At 65.0% G+C, this 26,717-nt stretch carries 24 protein-coding genes; 22 read left to right on the top strand and 2 right to left on the bottom strand.

Annotated elements, in window-relative coordinates:
• Positions 1-200: 200 nt before the first annotated feature.
• From DLM46_RS17210 to astE, 19 genes are all read left to right on the top strand, one after another.
• Complete coding sequence (locus DLM46_RS17210; RefSeq protein ID WP_115101940.1) at positions 201-1,280, top strand: LLM class flavin-dependent oxidoreductase; 1,080 nt, start codon at positions 201-203, stop codon at positions 1,278-1,280.
• Positions 1,281-1,291: 11 nt separating this feature from the next.
• Positions 1,292-2,128 (top strand): class II aldolase/adducin family protein, encoded by an 837-nt coding sequence (locus DLM46_RS17205; RefSeq protein ID WP_115101939.1) that lies wholly within the window; start codon positions 1,292-1,294, stop codon positions 2,126-2,128.
• Between the two features lie 12 nt (positions 2,129-2,140).
• Positions 2,141-3,214 (top strand): ABC transporter substrate-binding protein, encoded by a 1,074-nt coding sequence (locus tag DLM46_RS17200; protein WP_208866291.1) that lies wholly within the window; start codon positions 2,141-2,143, stop codon positions 3,212-3,214.
• Positions 3,215-3,253: 39 nt separating this feature from the next.
• Positions 3,254-3,874 carry a cysteine dioxygenase family protein gene (locus DLM46_RS17195; RefSeq protein ID WP_115101938.1) on the top strand — a complete coding sequence of 207 codons (621 nt, stop codon included), beginning with the start codon at positions 3,254-3,256 and terminating at the stop codon, positions 3,872-3,874.
• Entirely contained in the window at positions 3,871-5,472 is a 1,602-nt protein-coding gene (locus tag DLM46_RS17190) for a rhodanese-related sulfurtransferase (protein WP_115101937.1), read from the top strand. Before DLM46_RS17195 ends, DLM46_RS17190 begins: the two co-directional genes overlap by 4 nt.
• A 167-nt stretch (positions 5,473-5,639) precedes the next feature.
• Entirely contained in the window at positions 5,640-6,650 is a 1,011-nt protein-coding gene (locus DLM46_RS17185) for an ABC transporter substrate-binding protein (protein WP_244306267.1), read from the top strand.
• Between the two features lie 22 nt (positions 6,651-6,672).
• Positions 6,673-7,863 (top strand): acyl-CoA dehydrogenase family protein, encoded by a 1,191-nt coding sequence (locus DLM46_RS17180; protein ID WP_115101936.1) that lies wholly within the window; start codon positions 6,673-6,675, stop codon positions 7,861-7,863.
• A gap of 563 nt (positions 7,864-8,426) precedes the next feature.
• Complete coding sequence (gene bamE, locus DLM46_RS17175) at positions 8,427-8,978, top strand: outer membrane protein assembly factor BamE domain-containing protein (RefSeq protein ID WP_115101935.1); 552 nt, start codon at positions 8,427-8,429, stop codon at positions 8,976-8,978.
• Between the two features lie 47 nt (positions 8,979-9,025).
• Positions 9,026-9,982: a patatin-like phospholipase family protein gene (locus DLM46_RS17170; RefSeq protein ID WP_115101934.1), complete on the top strand. Its 957-nt coding sequence runs from the start codon at positions 9,026-9,028 to the stop codon at positions 9,980-9,982.
• A 296-nt stretch (positions 9,983-10,278) separates the two neighbouring features.
• Positions 10,279-10,968: an ABC transporter permease gene (locus DLM46_RS17165; protein WP_115102071.1), complete on the top strand. Its 690-nt coding sequence runs from the start codon at positions 10,279-10,281 to the stop codon at positions 10,966-10,968.
• Positions 10,969-10,972: 4 nt separating this feature from the next.
• Positions 10,973-11,686, top strand: a complete 714-nt coding sequence (locus DLM46_RS17160) for an ABC transporter permease (protein ID WP_115101933.1) — start codon at positions 10,973-10,975, stop codon at positions 11,684-11,686.
• Between the two features lie 98 nt (positions 11,687-11,784).
• Positions 11,785-12,576, top strand: coding sequence for an ABC transporter ATP-binding protein (locus DLM46_RS17155; protein ID WP_115102069.1), 792 nt, complete (start codon positions 11,785-11,787; stop codon positions 12,574-12,576).
• 38 nt (positions 12,577-12,614) lie between these two features.
• The gene (locus tag DLM46_RS17150) at positions 12,615-13,664 is read left to right on the top strand and encodes a GlxA family transcriptional regulator (protein ID WP_115101932.1); all 1,050 of its coding nucleotides are present in this window, start codon (positions 12,615-12,617) and stop codon (positions 13,662-13,664) included.
• A 169-nt stretch (positions 13,665-13,833) separates the two neighbouring features.
• Positions 13,834-15,069, top strand: coding sequence for an aspartate aminotransferase family protein (locus DLM46_RS17145; RefSeq protein WP_115101931.1), 1,236 nt, complete (start codon positions 13,834-13,836; stop codon positions 15,067-15,069).
• Positions 15,070-15,124: 55 nt separating this feature from the next.
• Positions 15,125-16,183: an arginine/ornithine succinyltransferase subunit alpha gene (aruF, locus tag DLM46_RS17140; protein ID WP_115102066.1), complete on the top strand. Its 1,059-nt coding sequence runs from the start codon at positions 15,125-15,127 to the stop codon at positions 16,181-16,183.
• Complete coding sequence (astA, locus tag DLM46_RS17135) at positions 16,180-17,211, top strand: arginine N-succinyltransferase (RefSeq protein ID WP_115101930.1); 1,032 nt, start codon at positions 16,180-16,182, stop codon at positions 17,209-17,211. The genes aruF and astA overlap by 4 nt, the downstream gene beginning before the upstream one ends.
• A gap of 2 nt (positions 17,212-17,213) precedes the next feature.
• Complete coding sequence (astD, locus tag DLM46_RS17130; protein ID WP_115102064.1) at positions 17,214-18,677, top strand: succinylglutamate-semialdehyde dehydrogenase; 1,464 nt, start codon at positions 17,214-17,216, stop codon at positions 18,675-18,677.
• A gap of 9 nt (positions 18,678-18,686) precedes the next feature.
• Positions 18,687-20,027 carry an N-succinylarginine dihydrolase gene (gene astB / locus DLM46_RS17125; protein WP_115101929.1) on the top strand — a complete coding sequence of 447 codons (1,341 nt, stop codon included), beginning with the start codon at positions 18,687-18,689 and terminating at the stop codon, positions 20,025-20,027.
• The gene (gene astE, locus DLM46_RS17120) at positions 20,011-21,096 is read left to right on the top strand and encodes a succinylglutamate desuccinylase (protein ID WP_244306266.1); all 1,086 of its coding nucleotides are present in this window, start codon (positions 20,011-20,013) and stop codon (positions 21,094-21,096) included. The genes astB and astE overlap by 17 nt, the downstream gene beginning before the upstream one ends.
• 71 nt (positions 21,097-21,167) lie before the next feature.
• Here astE and gstA read toward each other — a convergent pair whose 3' ends face one another.
• Positions 21,168-21,788 carry a glutathione transferase GstA gene (gstA, locus tag DLM46_RS17115; RefSeq protein WP_115101928.1) on the bottom strand — a complete coding sequence of 207 codons (621 nt, stop codon included), beginning with the start codon at positions 21,786-21,788 and terminating at the stop codon, positions 21,168-21,170.
• A 126-nt stretch (positions 21,789-21,914) separates the two neighbouring features.
• On the opposite strand from gstA, the gene DLM46_RS17110 reads away from it, so the two are divergent.
• Together DLM46_RS17110 and DLM46_RS17100 are read left to right on the top strand one after the other, a co-directional pair.
• Positions 21,915-22,823: a LysR family transcriptional regulator gene (locus DLM46_RS17110; RefSeq protein WP_115101927.1), complete on the top strand. Its 909-nt coding sequence runs from the start codon at positions 21,915-21,917 to the stop codon at positions 22,821-22,823.
• Positions 22,824-23,091: 268 nt separating this feature from the next.
• Entirely contained in the window at positions 23,092-23,901 is an 810-nt protein-coding gene (locus DLM46_RS17100) for an ABC transporter substrate-binding protein (protein ID WP_115101925.1), read from the top strand.
• 173 nt (positions 23,902-24,074) lie between these two features.
• Here DLM46_RS17100 and DLM46_RS17095 read toward each other — a convergent pair whose 3' ends face one another.
• Positions 24,075-24,812 (bottom strand): acetoacetate decarboxylase, encoded by a 738-nt coding sequence (locus DLM46_RS17095; protein WP_115101924.1) that lies wholly within the window; start codon positions 24,810-24,812, stop codon positions 24,075-24,077.
• A gap of 282 nt (positions 24,813-25,094) precedes the next feature.
• Between DLM46_RS17095 and DLM46_RS17090 the strand changes: the two genes are divergently transcribed.
• Positions 25,095-26,546: an EAL and HDOD domain-containing protein gene (locus DLM46_RS17090; RefSeq protein ID WP_115101923.1), complete on the top strand. Its 1,452-nt coding sequence runs from the start codon at positions 25,095-25,097 to the stop codon at positions 26,544-26,546.
• Positions 26,547-26,717 lie beyond the last annotated feature (171 nt).

The raw sequence follows: 26,717 nt of genomic DNA, 5'->3' as shown, positions 1-26,717 counted from the left end.
GTTTGCGGCAACGGGGGCTGCCAAAGGCGAAATCCCCAAACCCGATACCTGCAAAACCGATATCGATATGGCCGATCGATATTTAACAAGCGCATGGGGCGCTGCTACCTTAAACCCCTCGAACGCGACAGCAACCGCCGTCGCGACAAAAGCAAAGCCACCGCCCGCCGGGCCAACCAACGTGATTGGGAGACACAACGGTGTCAATCGAATTCATCGGCATGATTCAGACCCGCAAGGTGTCTGAAACCCACGCGCCGCAAGGCCCGAGCATCGACCTCGACTACGTCGGACAATTTGCCCGCGCTCACGAAGCCGTGGGCTTCGACCGCATCCTCGTGCCGCATCATTCGACGAGCCCCGACGCGCTCCTGACCGTGGCCCACGCGGCCAGCGTCACAGAAAACGTGCACTTCATGCTGGCCCACCGCCCGGGCTTCGTCGCACCCACGCTCGCCGCGCGTCAGCTGGCAACGCTCGATCACTATTCGCGTGGCCGCCTGGCAGTCCACATCATCTCCGGCGGCGACGATGCCGAACAGCGCCGCGACGGCGACTACCTCTCGCACGACGAACGCTACGCCCGCACCGACGAATATCTGCACGTGCTGCGCCGCATCTGGACCGAAGACACACCCTTCGATCACGCGGGCCGCTACTACCGCTTCGAACAAGGTTTCTCCGAAGTCAAGCCGGTCCAGCAACCGCATATCCCGGTGTACTTCGGCGGCGCGTCGGCGCCCGCGCTCGAAATCGCCGGCCGTCACGCGGATGTCTACGCGCTGTGGGGCGAATCGAAGGCGCAAGTGCGCGAGCAGATCGCCCGCGTGCGCGCCGAAGCCGCCAAACATGGCCGTACGGTGCGCTTCTCGGTGTCGTTCCGGCCCATCCTCGCCGCCACCGAAGCAGCCGCCTGGGAACGCGCGGATCGCATCCTCGAAGAAACGCGCCGGCTGCGCGCGGCTCAAGGGCTCGGCGTCGGCGGCCCGGCGCAAAGCGAAGGCGCGCGGCGTCTGCTGGCGGCCTCCGGTGAGTCGGATCGCGTCGACGAACGCCTGTGGACCGGCATCGCCAGGGAAATCGGCGGGCGCTCGAATTCGACCGCTCTCGTCGGCACGGCGGAACAGGTTGCCGATACGCTCGCCGACTATTACGCACTCGGCGTCTCGACCTTCCTCGTGCGCGGCTTCGATCCGCTCGAAGACGCGATCGACTACGGCCGTGAACTGATTCCGGCCACCCGCGAACGGATCGCGCGCGTCGAGCGCGTCGCCGCCTGAACGGAGCGCCAATGACCGATCTGTCTGCCGCCGCCTTCACGAACACGCCTGTGGGCAATGCAACGGCGCTCCGCCGCCGCGAACCCCTGCGCAAGTTCTGGTTCGACGACGTGCCGCCGCGTGAAAGCATCGCGGATGAACGCCGCCATCGGCAAGAACGACTCGCCGTGGCGTTTCGTCTGTTCGCGCGCTATGGCTTCGACCAGGGGCTCGCCGGACACATCACCGCGCGCGATCCCGAGTGGCCCGATCACTTCTGGGTCAATCCGTTCGGCAAGCACTTCAGCCGGATTCGCGTGTCCGATCTGCTGCTGGTGAATGCGCAGGGCGAGATCGTCGTCGGCGAGGGGCCGGTGAATCAGGCGGCCTTCGCGATTCATGCTGCGATTCACGAGGCGCGCCCCGATGTGATCGCGGCGGCGCACACGCATTCGCTCTATGGCAAAGCGTGGTCGACGCTCGGCCGCACGCTCGATCCGCTGACGCAGGACTCGTGCGCGTTCTATCAGGACCACGCGCTGTTCGACGATTTTCGCGGCGTCGTGCTCGACACCGGCGAAGGCGCGCGCATCGCGGCGGCGCTCGGCGAGCGACGCGCAGTGATCCTGAAGAATCACGGCATCCTCACGGCCGGCCCGAGCATCGAGGCCGCCGCATGGTGGTACATCGCGCTCGACAATGCCTGCCACGCGCAATTGCTCGCCGAAGCCGCCGGCACGCCACAAGCCATCCCGCACGATGTCGCCACGCTCACGCATGAGCAGGTGGGCCGTCCCGGCGGCGCGCTGTTTGCGTTCGAGAGCCTGCTGGAAGGGCTCGTCGAAGCCGAGCCCGACGTACTGACCTGAGCAGCTCCCGATATGACCCAACGTTTCGATCCGCCGGTTTCGCTCCGGCGCCGCCGGCTCATGTCCGCCTTGCCGGCCGCGACGGCCGCGGCCGCCGTGACACTCGTCGGCGCACGCACGAGCCTTGTTGCGGCAGCGGCGCAAGTTGCGTCGACAGCGTCGGCAGCAACCGGCCAGAACGGCCCGCACCTCGACCTCGGCAAAGCCCGTCTGCGTGTCGCGACCTACAAGGGCGGCGACGCCACGCTGCTGAAAACCGCCGGCCTCGCGGACACGCCCTACGCGATCGATTGGTCCGAGTTCCAGTCCGGCAATGCGATGATCGAGGCGATGAACGGCGGCTCGCTCGATATCGCCTCGGGCAGCGAGATTCCGCCGATCTTTGCGCGCTTGCAAAACGCCCAGGTGCGCGTGATCGCCGTCTACAAGGACGACGTCAACAACCAGGTCGTGCTGGTGCCGAAGGGCTCGTCGATCCGCTCGATCGCCGATCTGAAAGGCAGGCGCGTCGGCTATCTGCGCGCGACCACCACGCATTACTACCTGCTGCGCATGCTCGAAGAAGCGGGGCTGTCGTTCAGCGATATCCAGGCAACGTCGCTCGCACCGCGCGACGGCTTCGCGGCCTTCAACGCCGGCTCGCTCGACGCATGGGCGATCTACGGCTACAACGTGCCGCTCGCGATCTCGCAGGCGGGCGCGCGCGTGCTGAAAAACGCCAACGGCTACCTGTCCGGCAACTATCTGTACTACGGTCATCCGGCGGCTCTGGCCGACCCGCTGCGGCGCGCCGCCGCCGCGGATCTGCTGGTGCGGCTGCAACGCGCATGCACGTGGTTCAGCCGGCATCAGGATGCCTACGCGAAGGTGTTGTCCGCCGAACTGCGCGTGCCGGAAGAAGCGATTCTGTCGTTGTACCGCAACCAGAGTCAGGCGCGCCGCATCACCGGCGTCACGGCGGCGGACATCGCGAGCGAGCAGCAGGTTGCCGATACCTTTGCCCGTGCGGCCGTGATCGATCGGCGCGTCGACGTTGCGCCGTTGTGGACCGACACCTTCAACGCGGCGCTCGCCCGCGGCGCCTGAGCCGATTCCGGATTCCCGTCACCCTTTCCTGAACCTTCGATGACTCAAACCTTAAGCACCGCCTTAAGAGCGGACCGGCTGCGCACGTTCGTCGGCCGGATCGCGTCGCTGGTCGACGACGCCGTGCCCGAAGCGCAACTCCTCGAAGCCGGCGGCGCGCATCTGCGCGAACTGGTCGCCCACGACGACTGGTTGCCCGACGCTTTCGCGCGGCCCGATCCCGAGCGCTATCAGCAGTTCCTGCTGCACGCGGATGCGCGGCAGCGCTTCTCCGTGGTCAGTTTTGTCTGGGGACCGGGGCAAGCGACGCCGGTGCACGATCACACCGTATGGGGTTTGATCGGCGTGCTGCGTGGCGCGGAAATTGCTCAGAATTATCGCGCCACGCCGACCGGCTCGCTGGCGGAAGAGGGCGCGCCGCGGCGTCTCGCCGTTGGCGCAGTGGAGGCCGTGTCGCCGCGCATCGGCGACATTCATCGCGTGAGCAATGCATACGATGACCGTACATCGATCAGCATTCACGTATACGGTGCAAATATCGGTGCGGTGACGCGCTCGGTATACCCGGCCGGCGGTGGCCGTAAAAATTTCATCTCCGGCTACTCGAACGACGTGTTGCCGAATATCTGGAATGTTTCGAAGGAGTTCCCGATCCCATGAGTTTCGCTACAGAGTTCCGTACCCTTTCATTCAAGGACGTGCGCCGCGCGCTGCTGGAGCGCCAGGAAGTCGCGCTCGTCGACGTACGCGAGGAGGATCCGCACGCACGCAGTCATCCGCTCTTTGCCGCCAACCTGCCGCTGTCGCGGCTCGAACTGGAGGCGCCGCTGCGCTTGCCGTGTCTCACTGTGCCGATCGTCGTATTCGACGACGGCGAAGGACTCGCCGAACGCGCCGCGCGCCGTTTGAGCGAGTTGGGCTATACCCAGGTCGCCTTGCTCGAAGGCGGCCTGCAAGGCTGGCGTCAGGCCGGCGGCGAGCTGTTCCAGGATGTCAACGTGCCGAGCAAGGCATTCGGCGAACTGGTCGAAAGCGAGCGGCATACGCCGTCGCTCGACGCGCCGCACGTGCAGGCGCTGCTCGATCGTGAGGCCGGCGTGGTGGTGCTCGACGCGCGCCGCTTCGACGAATACCAGACCATGAACATTCCCGGCAGCATCAGCGTGCCGGGCGCCGAACTGGTGCTGCGCGCACGGCAGCTTGCACCCGATCCGGCCACACGCATCATCGTCAATTGCGCGGGCCGCACCCGCAGCATCATCGGCGCGCAGTCGCTGATCAATGCGGGCGTACCCAATCCGGTTGCGGCGCTGCGCAACGGCACGATCGGCTGGACGCTCGCCGGCCAGCCGCTCGCGCATGGCAGCTCGCGCCGCTTCGAGCCGATTCTCGGCGACGAAGTCCGTCTGGCCGCCGCCGACGCCGCACGCAAGGTGGCGGATCGCGCGCAGGTGGGCCGCACCTCGCGTGACGAAGCGCGCCGTTGGGCCGACGAAGCGGTGCGCACCGTCTATCGCTTCGACGTGCGCACGCCGGAAGAATATGAAGCGGGCCACGTGCCCGGTTTTCGCAGCGCGCCGGGCGGCCAGCTCGTGCAGGAGACCGACATGTTCGCACCGGTGCGCGGCGCGCGCGTGATCCTCGCGGACAACGATGGCGTGCGCGCGAACATGAGCGCATCGTGGCTCGCGCAGATGAACGTCGAGGTATACGTGGTGGATGGCCTGAGCGCCGCCGACTTCAGCGAACGCGGCGCGGCGCCCGCCGCGCGGAACGCGCCCACGCCGCCGGATGCCGATGAGATCTCGCCCGCCGAACTGGCGGCGCTGCTGCAAGCGCCCGGCACCGCCGTGCTCGATTTCACGACGAGCGCGAACTATGTGAAGCGCCATATTCCGGGTGCGTGGTATGCGATTCGCGCGTTGCTCGACGCCGCCGTGCGCAAGCTGCCCACCGCGCAGCGCTATGTGGTGACGTGCGGCAGCAGTTTGCTGGCGCGCTTCGCCGCGCCCGAGGTGGCCGCCTTGACGGGCAAGCCGGTGCAGGTGCTGAGCGGCGGCACGAACGCATGGATCGAAGCGGGCTTGCCGGTCGAAAGCGGCGAGACGAGGCTCGCTTCGCCGCGCATCGACCGTTACCGGCGTCCCTATGAAGGCACCGATAACGGGCGTGAAGCGATGAACGCGTATCTGGAGTGGGAATACGGCCTCGTCGCGCAACTCAGGCGCGACGGCACGCATGGTTTTCATGTGATCTGACGGGCGGGCGGCATTAGCGGGTGGCATTCGCGGGCAGACCGGAGCAGAGGATCGAGTGCGTCCGCGTGACGGTTTGGCCGCCCGCAGAATTCGCATATTTGCTTAGAAGAACAATGCGTTTGCCTTATACCGAAGCGTGCCTTATCGTCGCTGCAAACTTTCATCGCATGCATCGCGTAAGTGCCGATATGACGATCACCCGCTTTTCTTTTGCAGTCTCATCCGCGGTGCGCCGCGCGTCGTGGTTCAGACCAGTCGTTGCTTCACTGCTGGCCGTGTGCGCCACGTCCTCTCCGGTGTGCGCGTATGCCGCCGATTTGCCGGTGCTGAAAGTCGGCGACCAGTCCTTGCAAACGCGCGGCATTCTCGAAGCATCCGGTCAATTGAAAGACCTGCCGTACCAGATCGAATGGTTCAACTTTCCCGCCGCGCAACCGCTCGGCGAAGCGTTGAATGCGGGCGCGGTGGATGTCGGCGGACTCGGCGATGCGCCGCTGGTGTTCGCGCTCGCTGCCGGCGCGCGCGTGCGAGCGGTCGCGGCAACGCGTTCGACGCCGCTCGATCTGGCGATCGTCGTCGGTGCTGATTCGCCGCTGAACGATGCGGCGAGTCTGAAGGGCAAGCGCATCGCGACGACTCGCGGTTCGATCGGCCACTATCTCGCGCTCGCCGCGTTGAAGAAGGCCAACGTGCCGCTAGCCGACGTCACGTTCGTGTTTCTCGCACCCGCTGATGCGAAGGCGGCCCTGGCTTCGGGCAGCGTCGACGCGTGGTCGGTGTGGGACCCGTATACGGCGCTGGGCGAAGCGCGCGATCACGACCGCATCATCGCCAACGGCGTGGGCTTGTCGGAAGGACTCAGTTACCAGGTCGCCACCGAACGTGCGATCGCGGACAAGCGCGCGCAGCTCGCCGACTTCCTGCGGCGCGTCGCGGTCGGGCAACGTTGGGCGCTCTCGCATCCGGACGAAGTCGCGGCGATGCAATCGCGCGTGACCGGCCTGCCGACCGACGTGCTGAAAACCGTCTATCGGCGCGGCCAGGTGCATCCGGTCGCGATCGACGACAGCGTCGTCGCCGCGCAGCAGCGCACCGCCGATACCTACGAAGCCGCCAACGTGATCCGCGCGCATCTCGATGTGCGCACGAGCTTCGATCGCAGTTTCCCTCTGCCGTGACACGGCGTGCCGGAGTTCCCGCATGAATGCCCCGATTGCCGACAGCGCGGTGACACGCCGTCATCCGCCGCTCGATAGCGATGCGTTCGACGCGCTGCTCGCGCAGCTCACTGCCGAGTTCGCCGCGAGCGCCGCGCACTATGACCGCACTGCCGAATTTCCGCACGCCAATCTGGCGCGCCTGCACGCGCTCGATCTGCTCTCGCTGACGGTGCCTGCATCGCTCGGCGGTGCGGGCGCGAGCTTGCTGCAGGCGTTGAAAGTGATCCGCGCGGTGGCGCGCGGCGAGCCGTCGACGGCGCTGGTGCTGGTCATGCAGTATCTGTTTCACCATCGCTTGCAGGGCAATCCGCATTGGCCTGTGGCGCTGCGCGAACGCGTCGCGCGCGAAGCGGTGCGCGACGGCGCGCTGATCAACTCGCTGCGCGTCGAACCCGGGCTCGGTACGCCGGCGCGCGGCGGCTTGCCGTCGACCGTCGCGAAGCGCAGCGGCGACGGCTGGCGCATCGACGGCAGCAAACTGTATTCGACCGGCAGCCCCGGTCTCACGTGGCTCGCGGTATGGGCGCGCAGCGACGAGACGCCGCCGCGCGTCGGCGTGTGGCTGGTGCATCGCGATGCGCCGGGCGTGCGGGTCGGCAGTGAATGGAATCACCTTGGCATGCGCGCGACCGGCAGTCACGAACTAGTGTTCGACGACGTGTTCGTGCCGGTTGCGCATGCGGTCGATGTGCATCCGCCGGGGGAGCCCGGCGCCGGGCTCGATCCGCTCGGATTCGCGTGGATGAGCGTGCTGCTGTCGGCGGTCTACGACGGCGTGGCGCGGGCCGCGCGCGACTGGTTCGCGCAGTGGGCCGCGCTTCGCACACCCGGCAATCTCGGTGCGCCGCTCGCGAGCCTGCCGGCGTTTGCGCAGACGCTCGGCCGCATCGATGCGCTGTTGTTCGACAATCGGGTGTTGCTCGACGCGAGTGCGCGCGGCGAACACGTGACACTCGACGAAGCGCCGCTCGTCAAATACACGGTGACGAATCATTCGATCGAGGCGGTGCAACTCGCCGTCGAGGCGAGCGGCAATCCCGGCTTGAGCCGTGACAATCCGCTCGAGCGCCACTATCGCGATGTGCTGTGCGCGCGGATCCATACGCCGCAAAACGATTCAGTGCTGCTGGCCGCGGGGCGGGCGGGTTTCGCTTCGTTGATGCCCGTATGAGAAAGCGCTGCGGACCGGCGTCGCGCCTCTTGCCGTTCAGCTGGAAATCATCTGCCGATTCGGTGTAAACGCGCTCTCGTCTAATACATCCAATGCGTTTAGATTAGTTTCACTTGGAAGGCTTATCGAGGGACCAGGGCGGCCAAACAAGCAGCGGTCCGCTATTGCGGCGATGGTGTCAGGCCGGAGGCCACGGTCTCTTGCCGCCTCGCCCCGAATCGGGCCGCTGCGCGTCGTCCACGGTGCTTCGTTTCGGGCGGCTGTTCTGCCGCCTCTACCGCTCGGTGACCGTACCGACCGGCCTGGCGACGCGTTGCACAGCGTCGCCTTTTTGCTTGTGCGCCGCATTTTCCCCACCTTGTCCATCTGCGTCGACCAGCGGCCCATCACGCCGCCGCCGCGCGCGCCGCAAGAGGGCCGACAGCCTTCCTGCAGGCGGCGCTCGCGGTTTTTTCCCCACGCGGTTATCCTGTAAGACACCCCGAAGGAAGTCCCCTTGGGGGACCCCCTACACAACGGGATGCGTACGCATGACGCGCCCGCATCCCTACAGGAAACTTGCTGTGAGCCTCAAACTGCTAACCGTCGCCATGCTGAGCACGTGCGTAGCGCTGGCCGGTTGCGACGAACAACAGAGCGACCGCGCCGTGCAAAAACTCAAGGAATTTTTCAACGCCGTCAAACCGGACGCGTTACTGCTCAAGAATATGACGCCCGGCGTGACGAGCGAAGCGCAGGTCCGCGACCAGATGGGCAAGCCGGAAACCGAACGGACATTTACCGACGGCTCGAAGCGCTTCGAATATCCGCGCGGCCCGCAAGGGCTGAACACCTACATGGTCGACATCGACCGCGACGGCAAACTGCAGGCCATCACGCAGGTGCTCACTGCCGCCAACTTCGCGAAGATTCGCATCGGCATGACCGAGGACGAAGTGCGCCGCCTGCTCGGCAAGCCTGGCGAAGTCGCCGTGTTTCCGTTGAAGCCGGAAACCGTGTGGAGCTGGAAGTGGCGCGAGGGCGGCGTGACGGAAGAGGGCATATTCAACGTGCATTTCGACCAGTTTCAGAAGGTGTACACGACATCGCGCTCGGACGTGGTGCGCGGGCGATAGATGAGAAAAGACGAGAAAAGTCGAGAACAGAGAACAGGCGGGAAAAAATGATGCGTCGACGTCGATATAGCCGTATCGGGCTGGTGTTGGGCGGGGGTGCCGCGCGCGGCTGGGCGCATATCGGCGCGATTCGCGCGTTGCTCGATGCGGGCATCAAGCCGGATGTGGTGTGCGGCACATCGATCGGGGCGCTGGTTGGTGCGGTCTATGTGAACGGCGACCTCGACTGGCTTGAAGAATGGGTCTCGCAGCTCACCTGGCAGACAGTGGTGCGTCTGCTCGATCTGCGTCTGTCGGGCGGATTGCTGGGCGGGCGTAAGGTGATCCAGTTATTCGCCGACAAATTCGACGGACGCTCGATTGCGCAGTTGAACATGCCGTTCGCCGCAGTCGCGACCGAACTCGACACCGGGCGCGAAACCTGGTTGCAGGACGGCAGCGTGGTCGATGCCGTGCGCGCGTCGATTGCGATTCCGGGGATTTTCACGCCGGTCTGGCATAACGGCGTGTGGCTGGTGGATGGCGGCCTGAGCAATCCGGTGCCGGTTTCGGTGGCGCGCGGCATGCGGGCGGACTGCGTGATCGCGGTCGATCTGAACAACGATATTCTGAACGGCCGCGATTTCGGCGGGGCGGTGGTCGATACGCCCGCGATCGATCCGACGGCGCCGCCGCCGGTCGCGTTGCGCCGCAACGGCAAACCTTGGCCGCGCTGGCTTGCGCCTGCCGAGGTGCGCGCCAGCGACGACGTGCGGGTGCCCCCTGCACCGAGTGCGCGGGTGCCTTCCATGCTGAGCTCGATTGCGCAGAGCATCGACATCATGCAAGTGCGGATTTCGCGCAGCCGCCTTGCAGGCGAACCGGCGGATATCCTGATTCAGCCGCGCCTCGGCGGCATGGGAATTTTCGATTTTCATCGCGCGGGGCCGGCGATTGAAGAAGGGCGCGCGGCGGTTGAGTATATGTTGCCGGCGATTCGCGCCCGCCTCGGTATCGACGACTAGGCCAAAGCGTTGGCGCAGCCGCGCCGTCTATCGAAAAAGCGACCCGAAACATGCTAAATCGCGGCGGCCCAAGCCGCACGCGAGCTGGCTTACAAACCGATATCACCCGCACAACCAAGCCCCACGAGCCTTCAGCGGCGGAAAACCGCCTCATGTTGCGACGCAGCAAAGCGCTCGCCCTCCATTTGAGCAATTAATTTTCGCTTGCGAGACTCCGCGCCATGTCGGACGAGCGAGGCTAGGAGAACTGCACCGCCCGTCCGTGACATCCTCAATGAACCTGGATGGAGACGCGCGTGTTCCTTTACGGCTTTGGTCCGGTGCTGCTGGCCGGTACGATCCAGACGATCGAGCTGTCCGTCCTCTCGCTGGCGGCCTCGGTGCTGCTCGGCCTCGCGGGCGCGGCGGCGAAACTCTCGTTGAACCGCCCGCTGCGGGCGATCGCGACCGGCTATACGACGCTGATTCGCTCGGTGCCCGATCTGGTGCTGATGCTGCTGCTGTTCTACAGCATCCAGATCGCGGTCAACAATCTGACCGATGCGCTCAGTCTGCCGCAGTTCGACATCGATCCGTTCGTGGCCGGCGTGCTGACACTCGGCTTCATCTACGGCGCGTATTTCACCGAGACCTTCCGTGGCGCGTTTCTCGCGGTGCCGCGCGGTCAGCTCGAAGCGGGCGCGGCGTACGGCATGAGCGGCGTGCGCGTGTTCACGCGCATCCTGTTTCCGCAGATGATGCGCTTCGCGCTGCCGGGCATCGGCAATAACTGGCAGGTGCTGGTGAAGGCGACCGCGCTGGTGTCGATCATCGGTCTCGCCGATGTCGTCAAGGCCGCGCAGGACGCCGGCAAAAGCACTTTCAACATGTTCTTCTTCATTCTGGTCGCCGCGCTGATCTACCTGGCGATCACCACCGCTTCGAATCTCGTGCTGATCTGGCTGGAACGGCGCTATTCGATTGGCGTGCGGCACGCGGAGCTCTAAGACCATGATCGACATTCTCAACCAGTTCTGGCGCGCGTTCCTGTACTGGGACGGTCAGCGGATTTCCGGTCTCGCGGTCACGCTGTGGCTGCTGGTGAGCTCGATCGGAATCGGCTTCGTGGCGTCGATTCCGCTGGCGGTGGCGCGCGTTTCGAAGAAGCGCTGGCTGTCGACGCCGGTGCGTCTCTACACGTACGTGTTTCGCGGCACGCCGCTGTACGTGCAGCTGCTGCTGATCTACACCGGCATGTACAGCCTTGAATTCGTGCGCTCGCATCAACTGCTGGACGCGTTTTTCCGCAGCGGTTTTCACTGCGCGATTCTCGCCTTCGCGCTGAACACCTGCGCGTACACCACCGAGATTTTCGCCGGCGCGATCCGTTCGACCTCGCACGGCGAAGTGGAAGCGGCGCGCGCCTACGGCATGAGCTGGTTCACGATGTACCGGCGCATTGTGATACCGTCCGCGCTGCGCCGTGCGCTGCCGTTGTACAGTAACGAGGTGATCCTGATGCTGCACGCCACCACGGTCGCGTTCACGGCCACGGTGCCGGACGTCCTGAAGGTGGCGCGCGACGCGAATTCGGCCACGTACCAGTCGTTCGATGCGTTCGGACTCGCGGCGCTGATTTACCTGGTGGTGTCGTTCGCGCTGGTGGCGCTGTTCCGGCGCGCCGAGCGTCACTGGCTGGGTTACCTGGCGGTACGTACGCGCTAACACGTACTGAGTGCGCGCGTTGGCATCGAGCGGCGCAGCCGGTGTGACCGGTGCGCGCCGTCACGAAGATCGATCTGTATTTTCATTGGGAGAGCATCTTGCTCCACACGACTCAAACCGAAGCTTGCAAGCTCGCCGTGCAGGACATCCACAAGCGCTACGGCGACAACGAAGTGCTCAAGGGCGTGTCGCTCAACGCGAACAAGGGCGACGTGATCAGCATCATCGGCGCGAGCGGATCGGGCAAGAGCACCTTCCTGCGCTGCATCAATTTTCTGGAGCGGCCGAACGCCGGTCAGATCGTCGTCGACGGCGAAACGGTGAAGACGAAGGCCGACCGCCACGGCAACCTCGAAGTCGCCGATCACAAGCAGCTGCAACGCATCCGCACCAAGCTCGCCATGGTGTTCCAGCACTTCAATTTGTGGGCGCACATGAATGTGATCGAGAACATCGTCGAGGCGCCGATTCATGTGCTCGGTTTGCCGCGTCGCGAAGCGGAAGAGCGTGCGCGTGAATATCTCGAGAAGGTCGGTCTTGCGCCGCGTCTGGAAAAACAGTATCCGTCGCATCTGTCGGGCGGTCAGCAGCAACGCGTCGCGATTGCCCGCGCGCTGGCGATGAACCCGGACGTGATGCTGTTCGACGAACCGACTTCCGCGCTCGACCCCGAACTGGTCGGCGAAGTGCTGAAGGTGATGCAGAAGCTCGCCGAAGAGGGCCGCACGATGATCGTCGTCACGCACGAAATGGGTTTCGCGCGCAACGTGTCGAACCATGTGATGTTCCTGCATCAGGGCCGCACCGAAGAAGAGGGCTTGCCTGCCGAGGTGTTGAGCGCACCGCGCAGCGAACGCCTCAAGCAGTTCCTGTCCGGCAGCCTGAAGTAACGCGCGCCCCGCGCTTTTTCGTGTTGCACTCGTCAGCGATGGCTCGCACGTCCGGCCCGGCACGCACCACGCAGGTTGCAATCGTCGCATTGCCGCCTGTGTCGATGTCGGGCGTCGGGCCGATTGTCGACGCGCTCAATCTCGCCAACGAAATCGACGGCCGCGCGCTGTACCGCGTGCAGGTCTGCTCGTGGGACGGCCGTCCGGTGCCGCTCGCGGGCGGCGCGCACTGGCCGGCCGATGCCGCCTTCGGCGATGCGCTCTCGTGCGACTGGCTGATTATCGTCAGCGAACGGTTTCAGCAATTCGCCGATTACCGGCTCTTTCTCGCGAGCCTGTCGCGCGTCGGACAGCGCACGCCGCTCGTCACGGGCATTCATCACGGCGTCTGGTGGCTCGCGATGGCGGGACAATTGTCCGGCTATCGCGTGAGCGTCAACTGGGAAACCTATCAGCAGTTCTCCGAGCAGTTCGAGCGCTCGATCGTCACCCAACAGATCTTCGAAATCGACCGCGATCGCGCCACTTGCGCGGGCGGTCAGGCCACCGTCGACTTCATGCTGGCGATGATCGGCCGCGACCACGGCCCGGAACTCGCCGACCGGATCGCCGATACGCTGGGTGTCGGCGTATTGCGCGCGGGCGAGGAGCGGCAGCGCATTCCGTTCGTGACCGCGCCGGGCGAGCGCCATCCGCGCCTGAACGACGCGCTCCTGCTGATGGAAGCGAATATCGAGGACCCGCTCACCACCGATGAAATCGCCGGCCTGGTGGGCGTGTCGCGGCGGCAGCTGGAGCGCCTGTTTCGCCAGTATCTCGGCTCGATGCCGTCCAAATACTACCTGGGGCTGCGGCTTTCGAAAGCGCGCACGCAATTGCAGCGGACCAGCAAGTCGGTGGTGCAGATCAGTCTCGCATGCGGATTTTCATCGGCGGCGCACTTTTCGAATGCGTATCGCGAACGCTTTGGTGTCACACCGCGAGAGGATCGTCGTAACTGGATCGACAAGCAGACCGGCGCGACGGGCGCCGCGGCGAGCGAGCCGCGCCCCGGTGCGTTGATCGAACGGCCTGACCGGACTGAATAAGCGGGCTGCCCGGGTTGGCCGAATGAGCGGCCAAACGAGCGGCCGAACGAGCGCCGCACCGCGCATGCCCGCGCGGAAGCTCATAGAAAGCGTCGCGTATGCGCAAGACGCAGCGCGTGCGGTTTCCTACACTACGTGTATTACCTCTCACCTGTAACGAGGATTTGCCATGAACGACCTGACTGTGACACGCCAGACCTTCGACGAAGTCATGGTGCCGGTGTTTTCGCCCGCCGCCTTCGTACCGGATCGCGGTCTCGGCTCGCGCGTCTGGGATACGCAAGGCCGCGACTATATCGACTTCGCCGGCGGTATCGCCGTCACCGCGCTCGGTCATGCGCATCCTGAACTGCTGAAAGTGCTGCACGAGCAGGGCAGCAAACTGTGGCACATCGGTAACGGCTACACCAACGAGCCGGTGCTGCGTCTAGCGAAACGCCTCGAAGACCTGACCTTCGCCGACCGCGCGTTCTTCGCCAATTCGGGCGCGGAAGCCAACGAAGCCGCGCTGAAGCTGGCGCGCCGCGTCGCGTTCGAGCGCCATGGCGCGGACAAATTCGAAATCGTCTCGTTCACGCAGTCGTTTCATGGCCGCACCTTCTTCACCGTGAGCGTGGGCGGCCAGCCGAAGTATTCGGAAGGCTTCGGCCCGGTGCCGGCCGGCATCATCCACCTGCCGTACAACGATATCGAAGCGGCAAGGAAGACCATCGGCGCGAAGACCTGCGCGGTGATCGTCGAGCCGATCCAGGGCGAGGGCGGCGTGATTCCGGCCGATCCGGCGTTCCTGAAGGCGCTGCGTGAAGCCTGCGATCAGCACGGCGCACTGCTGATTTTTGACGAGGTACAAACGGGGGTGGGCCGCAGCGGCTATTTCTACGCGTACCAGGAAACCGGCGTGACGCCGGACATCCTGACCACCGCGAAGGCGCTCGGCAACGGTTTCCCGATCGGCGCGATGCTGACCACCAACGAACTGGCCGCGCATTTCAAGGTCGGCGTGCATGGCACGACCTACGGCGGCAATCCGCTCGCCTCGGCGATCGCCGAGAAGGTGGTCGAGTTGATCAGCGATCCGAAGCTGCTCGAAGGCGTCCACGCACGGAGCGTTGCGCTGAAGGGCCACCTCGCGAAGCTCAACGAACGCTTTGGTCTGTTCAGGGAAGTGCGCGGCAAGGGTCTGCTGATCGGTGCCGAATTGACCGACGCGTACAAGGGCCGCGCGAAAGATTTCGTCACCGCCGCGGGCACCCACGGCGTGATCATGCTGATGGCGGGTCCGGACGTGCTGCGGTTCGTGCCGTCGCTGATCATGCCGCTCGAAGATATGAACGAAGGCTTCGAGCGTCTGGCGAAGGCGATCGAAGAGATCGTCGGCGCGCAGGCCGAAGCGCCGTCGAAGTGAGTTGCCGCATCGAGTTGCCACCCCGATTCATGCGCCCCATTCAACAGGAACGATGATGCTCTTCGTACGCCCCGGCCGCCTCGCCGATCTCGATGCGCTCGAACACATGGCGCGCACCGCGCAACCGGTGCTGCATTCGCTGCCGCACGACCGCCGTGCGCTCGAAGCGCGCGTCGCGTTGTCGGAGGACTCGTTTCGCGCGGACGTCGATTTTCCGGGCGAGGAGTTCTATCTGTTCGTGCTCGAGGACGCGGAAAGCGGCAAGTTGATGGGTACGGCGAGCATCGTCGCGGCGGCCGGCTATTCGGACCCGTTCTACGCGTTTCGCAACGACGCACTGATTCATGCGTCGCGCGAGCTGCACGTGAACCGCAAGATTCACGCGCTGACCATGTCGCATGAATTGACCGGCAAGAGCCGCCTTGCGGGCTACTACATCGATCCTTCGCTGCGTGGCGATGCGGCCGCGCATCTGATGTCGCGGGCGCGGATGATGTACATCGCCGCCAATCGCAAGCGCTTCACGTCCGAGGTGTTCTCGCTGCTGCTCGGCGTCACCGACGACGCGGGCGTGTCGCCGTTCTGGGAAGCGGTGGGGCGCAAGTTCTTCGGCCGCAACTTCGCCGACATCGAAATCGAATCGGGCGGCCGCAGCCGTACCTTTATCGCGGAAGTCATGCCGACCTATCCGGTGTACGTGCCGTTGCTGCCGGAAGCGGCGCAGCGCGTGCTCGGCGAGCCGGATTCGAAGGCGCTGCTCGCGTATGAAATTCATCTTGAAGAAGGCTTCGAGACCGACCGATACGTCGATATCTTCGACGCCGGTCCGGTGCTGACCGCCCAGGTGGATCGCAGCGCCTGCGTGACCCGTAACGAAACGCGTGCGGTGCATGAAGCCGGCGCGGCAGCGGACGGTTCGACGTATCTGATCGCGCATAACGCCGCCGGCGGCGAATTCCGCTGCGTGCTGGGCGAACTGGCGGCCGGCAAGGAAGCCGGCGCACCGTTGCCGCACGCGGCGCGCGCCGCGCTCGGCGTGCAGGAGGGCGACGCGGTGCGCTGCGTGCCGCTGCACCAGCCGTATCAGGAAGAATCTTCGGGAGACGCACAATGATCGTCGTTCGCGTTGTGCAACGGGGCGATGTGGACGCGCTGATGGCGCTCGCCCAGGAGACCGGCCCCGGTCTCACCACCTTCAAGCCGGATCGCGAGGCGCTCGCGGCACGCGTCGAACGCGCGCGCCGCACGATGGAAGACAAGGCCGCGCCGCACGAAGCGGGTTACTTCTTCGTGATGGAAGACACCGAGACCGGCGACGTGGCGGGCGTCTGCGGCATCGAAACCGCGGTGGGCCTCGAGCAGCCGTTTTACAACTATCGCGTGAGCACCGTGGTGCACGCGAGCCAGGACCTCGGCATCTGGACGCGCATGCGCGCGCTGAACATCTCGCATGATCTGACGGGTTATGCCGAAGTGTGCTCGCTGTTCCTGAGCCCGCGTCACCGCTCGAGCGGTGTCGGCGGTTTGCTGTCGCGTTCGCGCTTCATGTTTCTCGCGCAATTTCGTGAGCGCTTTCCGGAACGTCTGTGCGCGGAACTGCGCGGCCATTTCGACGCGGACGGCACCTCGCCGTTCTGGCGCGCGGTCGGCTCGCATTTCTACCAGATCGATTTCAACGCGGCGGACTATCTGAGCTCGCACGGCCGCAAGGCGTTTCTCGCCGAACTGATGCCGCGCTATCCGGTGTATGTGGAGCTGTTGCCGGAAGAGGCGCAGCAATGCGTGGGCCTCACGCATAGCGATACGATTCCGGCGCGCCGCATGCTCGAGGCGGAAGGGCTGCGCTACGAGAATCACGTCGATATCTTCGACGCGGGTCCGGTGCTCGAATGCCATATTGCCGACTTGCGCACCGTGCGCGAAAGCGTGGTGGTGCCGGTCGAGATCGGCGCGTCGAATGCGCCGGCGGATGGGCCGAAATCGATGGTGTCGAATACGTCGCTGGGCGATTTTCGCGTGGGCGTGGCCGCGGGTGTGCCGGAAAACGGCGTGTTCCGGTTGAGCGCCGCGGAAGCTGCCGCACTCGACGTCAAGGCAGGCGCCCCGGTGCGGGTGCTGCCGTTGAAACACAAACAAGGATGATCATGAGCGAGCTTTTCATCGACGGCGAATGGGCCGCCGGCACAGGACCCGCATTCGCGTCGCGCAACCCCGGTACGGGCGCGACGGTTTGGGAAGGCAATAGCGCGTCGGCGGATGACGTCGACCGCGCGGTGCGCAGCGCCCGCCGTGCGTTCGCGGCGTGGTCGGCGTTCAGCCTCGACGAGCGTTGCGGCGTGGTGCGCCGCTTTGCTGCGCTCGTGACCGAGCGCAAGGAAGCGCTGGCCGAAGCGATCGGCCGCGAGACCGGCAAGCCGCTGTGGGAAGCACGCACGGAAGCGGCTTCGATGGCGGCGAAGGTCGAGATCTCGATTCAGGCTTACAACGAGCGCACCGGCGAAAAGCGCTCGGCGATGGCGGACGGCACGGCCGTGTTGCGGCATCGTCCGCATGGCGTGGTCGCGGTGTTCGGGCCGTATAACTTCCCTGGACACTTGCCGAACGGGCATATCGTGCCGGCGCTGATCGCCGGTAACGCGGTGGTGTTCAAGCCGTCCGAACTCGCACCGGGCGTGGCCGCGGTCACCGTGCAGATCTGGCGCGATGCCGGCCTGCCCGCGGGCGTGCTGAACCTCGTGCAAGGCGAGAAAGAAACCGGCATTGCGCTCGCGAACCATCGGCAGATCGACGGCCTGTTCTTCACCGGTAGTTCGGATACCGGAACGTTGCTGCACAAGCAGTTCGGCGGCCGTCCGGAAATCGTGCTGGCGCTGGAAATGGGCGGCAACAATCCGCTCGTGATCGGGCCGGTGGCCGATCTCGACGCCGCCGTGCATCACACGATCCAGTCGGCGTTTCTGTCGGCGGGGCAGCGTTGCACCTGCGCGCGGCGCATTTTCGTGCCGAACGATGCGTTCGGCGACCGCTTTATCGAACGCCTCACCGAGGTCACGTCGCGCATCAGCGTCGGCGAATACAACGCCGATCCGCAGCCGTTCATGGGCGCGGTGATTTCCGCGCGGGCGGCGTCGCGTCTGGTCGCGGCCCAGGAACGCCTGCTGGCCGACGGCGCGAAGTCGTTGCTGACGATGGAGCAGCGCGATCCGCAACTCGGTTTCGTGAGCCCGGCGATTCTCGACGTGACCGGCGTGCAGGACTTGCCGGACGAAGAGCATTTCGGGCCGTTGGCGCAGATCATTCGCTACGGCAGCTTCGACGAAGCGCTGGAACAGGCCAACGACACCGAATTCGGCCTGTCCGCGGGCCTGCTGGCCGACGACGAAGCACTGTGGACACATTTCCAGCGCACCATCCGCGCCGGCATCGTCAACTGGAACCGGCCGACCAACGGTGCGTCGTCGGGCGCGCCGTTCGGCGGTCCGGGCCGTTCCGGCAATCACCGGCCGAGCGCGTACTACGCCGCCGACTACTGCGCGTATCCGATGGCTTCCGTCGAAAGCGCGCAACTGCAAATGCCCGCGAGCGTTTCGCCGGGCCTTCAATTCTGAGGATCGACGATGCAAGCCACTGAAGCCAATTTCGACGGCCTGGTCGGCCCGACCCACAACTACGCAGGACTCTCGTTCGGCAACGTCGCGTCGCAGAACAACGAGAAGTCGATTGCGAATCCGAAAGCGGCGGCCAAACAGGGTCTGCGCAAGATGAAGCAGCTGGCCGACCTCGGTTTTCATCAAGGCGTGCTGCCGCCGCAGGAACGTCCGTCGATGCGCCTGTTGCGCGAACTCGGCTTTTCCGGCGACGACGCAACGGTGATCGCTCGCGTTGCCAAAGACGCGCCCGAGTTGCTGGCCGCCGCGAGTTCGGCTTCGGCGATGTGGACCGCGAATGCGGCGACCGTCAGCCCCTCGGCCGATACGCACGACGGCCGCGTGCATTTCACGCCGGCCAATCTGTGCAGCAAGCTGCATCGCGCGATCGAACACGAATCGACGCGCCGCACCTTGCGCGCGATCTTCAGCGATGCCGACCGTTTCGCGGTGCACGAAGCCTTGCCCGGCACCCCCGCGCTCGGCGACGAAGGCGCGGCGAACCACACGCGTTTTTGCGCGGAATACGGCACACGCGGCGTCGAATTCTTCGTGTACGGCCGCAGCGAGTATCGCCGCGGACCGGAGCCGAAGCGCTTCCCGGCACGGCAAACCTTCGAGGCGAGCCGCGCGGTCGCACACCGTCATGGTCTCGAAGAAGCGGCCACGGTGTACGCGCTGCAAAACCCCGATGTGATCGACGCGGGCGTGTTCCATAACGACGTGATCGCGGTCGGCAATCGCAACACGCTGTTCTGCCATCAACTCGCGTTTGTCGATCAGAACGCGGTGTACGACGAACTGCGCTCGAAGCTGTCGGCGCTGAAAACCGAGTTCCGTGTGATCGAGGTACCGGACGCCCAGGTGAGCGTGTCCGATGCCGTCACGTCGTATCTGTTCAACAGCCAGTTGCTGACGCGCCCGGACGGCAAGCAGGTGCTGGTGGTGCCACAGGAATGCCGCGAGAACGCACGTGTCGCTGCATATCTGGACGACCTGACTTCGCATACCGGCCCGATCGACGACGTGCTCGTGTTCGATTTGCGCGAAAGCATGAAAAACGGCGGCGGCCCGGCCTGTTTGCGCTTGCGTGTGGTGCTGAGCGATGCGGAGCGCGCAGCGGTGACGCCCGGTGTGTGGATCGACGACAACCTGTTCGGCCGCCTCGATACGTGGATCGAAAAGCACTACCGCGACCGTCTCGCGCCGGCCGATCTGACCGATCCGCAGTTGCTCGCCGAGTCGCGCACCGCGCTCGACGAGCTGACGCAGATTCTCGGTCTGGGTTCGCTGTATGACTTCCAGCGCTGAGCAGGGCATGGCGGCTTCGATGCTCGACGATTTCCTTGCGTACACCTTGGCGGGCAAGCGGCCCGCCGCGCACGACGCACGAGGAATGTGCGCGAACGGTGTGCGCTGGCGCTGGCTCGATGACGGGGTTCTGCAAATGGACCCCGCGTTGCAGGAAGAGGGCACACGCAGCGTTCTCGCATCGGCCGGCGTACACGGCGACGAGACCGCGCCGATCGAGCTGCTGTCGTATCTCGTGCGCGATATCGCTCGAGGCGACGCCGCGCTGAAGTGCCGCTTGCTGGTGATTCTCGGCAACGTCGATGCGATGCGCGATGCGTGCCGTTATCGCGACGACGATCTGAACCGCCTCTTCAGCGGCCGTCATGCGCAAGTGCCGCACAGCCACGAAGCACCGCGCGCCGCAGCGTTGGAACGCGCGGCGGCGCAGTTCTTCGCGACGGCATCGGCTGAACGCGGCGCGCGCTGGCATATCGACATGCACACGGCGATCCGCGCCTCCGCGTTCGAGCGGTTTGCGCTGCTGCCGCATACGGGCGAGCCGTTTTCGCGCGCGATGTTCGAGTGGCTCGGCGAGGCGCGCATCAGCGCGGTACTGCTCCACACGACCAAGGGCAATACGTTTTCGCACTTCACCGCGCATGCATGCCGCGCCGAGGCGTGTACGCTGGAACTCGGCAAGGTAGGTCCATTTGGCCAGAACGATCTGACGCGCTTCGCCGGCGCGGACGAAGCGTTGCGTCATCTGCTGGACGGTACCAGCGGTGCGAAGGGTGGTGCAAAGCGTGGTGGGAAGGGTGTTGCAAGCGCAGCGCTGCCGCGTGCATTCACTGTGATCGACCAGATCACCAAGCAAAGCGACGCATTCGAACTGCGGGTTGCAGCGGACGTGCCGAACTTCACGCCGTTCGTGAAGGATACGGTGCTCGCCTGTGACGGCGACTATCGGTATGTCGTGCGTCGCGACGAGGAACGCATTGTGTTTCCGAACGCGACGGTCAAGCCGGGCTTGCGAGCCGGTTTGATGGTGGTAGAGACGACCGAGGACACGCTGTCCAGACTGGTGTAGTCACGTTGCATGGTGTGAGACATTGCGCGCTTGACTCGCGACGTCTCACACCATGCACGCTTCGCGCAGCTTTAAGCGGCGTTCGCCTTCACTAATCCCTCCGCCATCATCGCTTCACGCACCTTCGGCCGCGCCGCGACGCGCTCCAGATACGCGCTCAGATGCGGATACGCGCTCAAATCCACCGACAACATCCGCGCCCAGCTCAACACCGTGAACGCATACGCATCGGCGACCGAGTACTGTCCGGTCAGATAATTGCGTTCAGAGAGCACCCGGTCGAGTTCGCCGAACCGCGTGGCGAGTTTCGCGCGGCATTCGGCTTTCGTCGATTCGGCTGTCTCCTGATGCCAAAGCCACGGGCTGAACGTCTTGTGCAGTTCCGAGCTGATGTAGGTGAGCCATTCGAGCGCTGCGAGCCGTTGCGGCGAGCCGGCGGGCGGCAACAAGGCGTGCTCCGGCGCGAGATCGGCGATGTATTGCAGCAGCGCGGCGCCTTCGGTGTGGCGTGAGCCGTCGGCGAATTCGACGAGAGGCACATAGCCGCGCGGCGAGATCGCGTAGTAGTCGTCGCCGTTGGCGAGCTTGTGCGTTTGCAGGTTGACGTTGATGGTTTCGAAGTCGAGCTCCGCTTCGCGCAAGGCAATGTGAACGGCCAGTGAGCAGGCGCTCGGCGAGTAATAGAGTTTCATGGTGTCACCGCTATAAACGAGTGTGAATTCCCGGCATGCGCCGGTGGCAAGGCTCGTCGGCCGACAAGTCGATGTGGTAAAAGTAGCCCGGATCGCATTCGGAATAAACAGGCGGCTTGCCAAACCATGCGTGCAAAAACGCAATACGAACTGACTTCGGCGGATACCCAGACCATCCTCGCGCTGGTGCGCGCCGGCACGCTGGCGGAAGCGGCGCAGCGTCTGAGCATCGACGCGTCGACGATTTTCCGCTCCGTGCAGCGGATCGAGCGCGGGCTCGGACAACGTCTGTTCGAACGCTCGCGCAGCGGTTATCGCGCAACGCCGCTCGGCGCGCAACTGGCGCGCCACGCCGAGCGCATCGAAAGCGAACTGGCGGCGGCGCGCTCGACGGTGCAGGCGAGCAGCGACCGCGTGTCCGGCAGCGTTCACGTCACGACCACCGATACCGTGCTGTACGGCCTCGTGCTGCCCGCTCTGCGCGATTTCGCGGCATTGCACCCGGCGTTGTCGTTCGAGCTGACCGCCGCCAACAGCCTGGCGAGCCTGACCAAACGCGACGCCGATATCGCCGTGCGCGCCACGCGCCGTGCGCCGGATCATCTGGTCGGCAAACATGTGGGCCCATTGCGTATCGCGGTGTTTGCCGCGAAGGGGAGCGGCATCCACGCGAGCGACGCCGACGCGCTGTCACGCTGCGACTGGGCGGCGCCGGATAGCTCGCTCGGCGATCATCCTTCGGTGCTGTGGCGCAAGCGCCATTGCCCGACCGTCGAGCCGCGCTACAGGACCAATAGCGTGATGGCGGTGTTCGAACTCGTGGCGCGCGGCTTCGGCGTCGGTATCTTTCCGACCTTCCTCGCGCGAGGCCGCGACGATCTCGTGCAATTGACCCCACCGCTCGATGAAGCCGAATCGCAGGTCTGGGTGCTCGCGCATCCGGAATCGCGTCATTTGCCGCATGTCGCGGCGGTCTATACGCATCTGTCGCAGCAGCTCAGCGGCGCTTTCGCGGCCGGTGACGGCGCGCTCTGACGCGCATCGGGACGCGCGTTTGTTTGTCTGAACGCGACACGAAATTGCACCTTTACCTGCGTCGTGCCGGCTTCGCCAAACGAGGCACGAGCGAGGCACAGGCGCGCGCGCCAGCCAGGCATGCATTGCGAAGCCTGTACAATCGCGCCCTCGCGGCTGTTGCGCTGCACCACACCGGCCGCACGAGTTTGAATCGCAATTTTGGCGCGGCAATCATGCCTGCCAGATTCAGCTCCGTCTTATTCGATACCGTAGAGGAACACCCGTAATGAAGATGAATTGGCGAAACACGGTTGCGCTCGCGCTGTTCGCGGCGGCAACGGTAACGGCAGGCACCGCACAGGCGGCCGCCGCGTCGGCTGCGGATATCAAGGAAGTGCGCTTCGGCGTCGAGGCGTCGTATGCGCCGTTCGAATCGAAGTCGGCGTCGGGCGAGCTGCAAGGTTTCGATATCGATGTCGGCAACGCTGTGTGTGCGAAGCTGAAGGCGAAATGCGTGTGGGTCGAGAATGCGTTCGACGGCCTGATTCCGGCGCTGCAGGCGCGCAAGTTCAACGCGATCAACTCGGACATGACGATCACCGACCAACGCCGTCAGGCGGTCGACTTCACCGATCCGATCTACACCATCCCGAATCAGATGATCGCGAAGAAGGGCAGCGGGCTGCTGCCGACGCCGGCATCGCTGAAGGGCAAGCACGTCGGCGTGCTGCAAGGCACGATTCAGGAAGCGTACGCGAAGGCGCGCTGGGCGCCGGCCGGCGTCGACGTCGTGCCGTATCAGACGCAGGATCAGATCTACGCCGACCTTGCCTCGGGGCGTCTCGACGCCGCGTTCCAGGACGCGGAAGCCGCGTCGAAGGGTTTTCTGAAAAAGCCGCAAGGCGCCGGTTTTGAATTCGCCGGTCCGGCGGTCGCCGACGAGAAACTGCTCGGCGCAGGCGTGGGCTACGGCATCCGCAAGGGCGACAAGGCGCTGAAGGATGCGCTGAACCAGGCGCTCAAGGAACTGAAGGCGGACGGCACGATCGACCGCTTCGCCGCAAAGTACTTCGACGTGAAGGTCGTGTTGAAGTAAAGCGTGGGTTGCGTTATCCGCTGTATGCAAACCGGCCGCCTTGTGTGCGGCCGGTTTGCATTTCGGCTGTCATCTGATCTGTATGGCTAACTAAGTCAACAGGCAGCGACCGCAAGCTGCCGTTGTCCGGATGGCTCGGCACGCTGCCGTGCCGAATGCGTCGCCGGTTAAAACTACCTGAGATAGTCGAACACGACCTCGCCGAGACCGAGCGTGAGGTCGGCCATCAGATGCCGCGCCTCGACGACTTCGAGCACCGGCAATTCGGCGACTGGCGCCAGCGCGTGCGGCGCCAGTTCGAGCGCGGCCGGGCCGGTCCATGCGCCTTTCAGGTCGATGTCCTGCAGGTAGTAGCGCACCAGTTCGCAAATGCGCGGCGTGCCGTCCACGTGCGGAATCACCTTCAACAGGAAGTTCGGCGCTTCCAGGCGTTTTTTCTGCTGCGCGAGATCGAGCTGCCGATGCTTGTAGCCCATCGTGCCGGTGGCGATGCGCACCGGGCCGTAGTCGAGCGTGCCGACCAGGGTGTCGGTGTGAACTTCGAGCACCGGCTTGGCGAGCTTTTTCGGAAACCCCCACAATTCGCGGCCGCCGGCAATCGGCGGGTGATCGTCCAGATACATCGCCAGCGTGTAGCCGCCCGCCACGCCGTTGTACGACACCGGAATCACCTGGCCGCTTTCCGTGTAGTCGCCGAAGCCGGTCGAATCCGGCATGCGAATAAATTCGTAATGGACGAGCGGCTCGCCGATCTGCAACGGCTCGGGAACGACGGCCCGCAGTTTGTCCGGATCGGTGCGGTAGGTGATGATCAGAAATTCCCGATCGGTGAACCGATACGGGCCCATTGGAAACGCCGGGCTGGTGATCGGCATCGCGAAGGCATTTGACAGCACGCTTTTGACGTCCATGGTTTTCCTTTCGGTGGTGAGCGAAGGGTGGAGCGCGGGAGAGCGCTTTTGCGCTGCACAACAGTATCGTCGATTCCTTCCCGGGGTTCAGCGACGACGGCATCCAATTATTTCAAGATATTGCGGCATGGCCGCGCCCGAGCGCGGCGGCCTGCGCTAAAATCGCCGGGCGCCCATAGCCGGCGCCGCACGGTGTCGCGAGCCACGGGGGTTTGGACGCGCCGTCAGCGCAAACCAAAATACAGCAGGAAGCGCCAGGGCGGCGCTTAGCGGGGGACCGGAATGACCACCATCGCATTCGAGAATCCGAGCCGGACCGGCGCTGCGCCGGACGGCGCAGACGACGCGCAATTGAACGCCAGTTTTGCCCGTCAGCCGATCCTGACTCGGGACGGCATGCTCTGCGGCTATGAACTCAAGGTGCGCGCGCCGGCGCTGGCGGCCGCGGACACGGCCGCGGACCCGGGTGCGGCCGCGGCAACCCAGGCCGCTGATGGGGGCGCGAACGCAAACGTTGGCGCGTTGCCGGGCCGGCCGCGCGAGCCGACGCAACAAGCGCAACAAGCGCAACAAGCGCAACAAGCGCAACAAGCGCAACAAGCGGCACGAGCCGTGCTTCGCGGCCTGATGCAAGGCAATGTGCGCGGCGCGCTCACCGGGCATCCCGCCTACGTCGACGTGAGCCGCGAGATGCTGTTCGACGACGCGATCCTGCACTTGCCCGCCGAGCGTTTCATGTTCGAACTGTCGACTTCGATCGAGGTCGACGAGGCGTTGATCGCCCGGATCGTTCAGCTGCATGGGCGGCGCTATCGCTTCGTGCTCGACGAAGTGGCCCAGCCCAACGACACGTTCGCGCGGCTCCTGCCTTACGCGGACGTCGTCAAGATCGATTTCACACGCGCCGCGGGCGCGCTGTTGCCCAAGCTGAGCAGCGTACTCAAGTCCGCGGGCAAGCTGCTGATCGCATCGGGCGTCGATGCACAGGCCGATTTCGAAACGGCGCATGGTCTCGGCTTCGACCGTTTCCAGGGCTACTTCTTCGCGCGTGCCCAGTCCTCGTCGACGCGGCGTGTCAGCGCGCCGCGGCACGCCTTGCTGAATCTGCTGCAACTGCTGGCGGGAGACCCGACCGTCGCGCAACTCGAAGCGGAACTCAAGCTGAATCCGGTGCTGGTGATGCATCTGATGAAGCTCGCGAATTCGAGCGGGCTGGCGGTCGGGCACAAGGTGACGACGCTGCGCGAAGCGATCAATGCGACCGGCACCGACCGGATCGCGCGCTGGACACAGTTGCTGCTGTACGCGGACGGCCGCAAGGTCGCCCTGGAAGACGATCCGCTGTTGCAACTGGCGGCGACCCGCGCGCGCTTCATGGAACTGGCGATTGCGCGCTTGCCCGAAGCCGGGCGCAATGAAGCCGACGCGGCCTTTCTGACCGGCGTGTTTTCGTTTGTCGACGCGGTGTTCGGCGGCTCGCTCGAGAGCACCTTGAATGTGCTGACGCTGTCGCGGCCGATCCAGGCGGCGATCCTGCATCGCGAGGGCGTGCTGGGGGCGTTGCTGAGCGCGGTCGACGCGCTGGAGCGGGGCGCCTGGGATGAGCTCGGCGCCGTTTGCGCGCGCTTGCAGCCGTTGACGGTGGAAGAGCTCGCGCAGCTTGGCCTCGCGGCAGGGGCGTGGGCCGGAGTCGCGGACCGGAGCGCGGAGGGGTTGGAGCGGATCGAGGACTGAGTCCGGCGTATCGGCCGACGCAGCGAACCAGGTAATGACCCTCGGCGGGCTAAAGAAACCTTTAGCCCGAGTCTCCATTGCGCCGCTAGAAACCCCTATCGACGATGCGTTAAGCTGCGTTCAGACCTTTGCATGGCCGTCACCGCATGGCCGTCACCGCATTGCAGTCAC

The sequence above is a fragment of the Paraburkholderia lacunae genome (genome assembly GCF_003353175.1).
Lineage (GTDB): Bacteria > Pseudomonadota > Gammaproteobacteria > Burkholderiales > Burkholderiaceae > Paraburkholderia > Paraburkholderia lacunae.
This window is presented reverse-complemented; position numbering and strand designations above follow the sequence as displayed.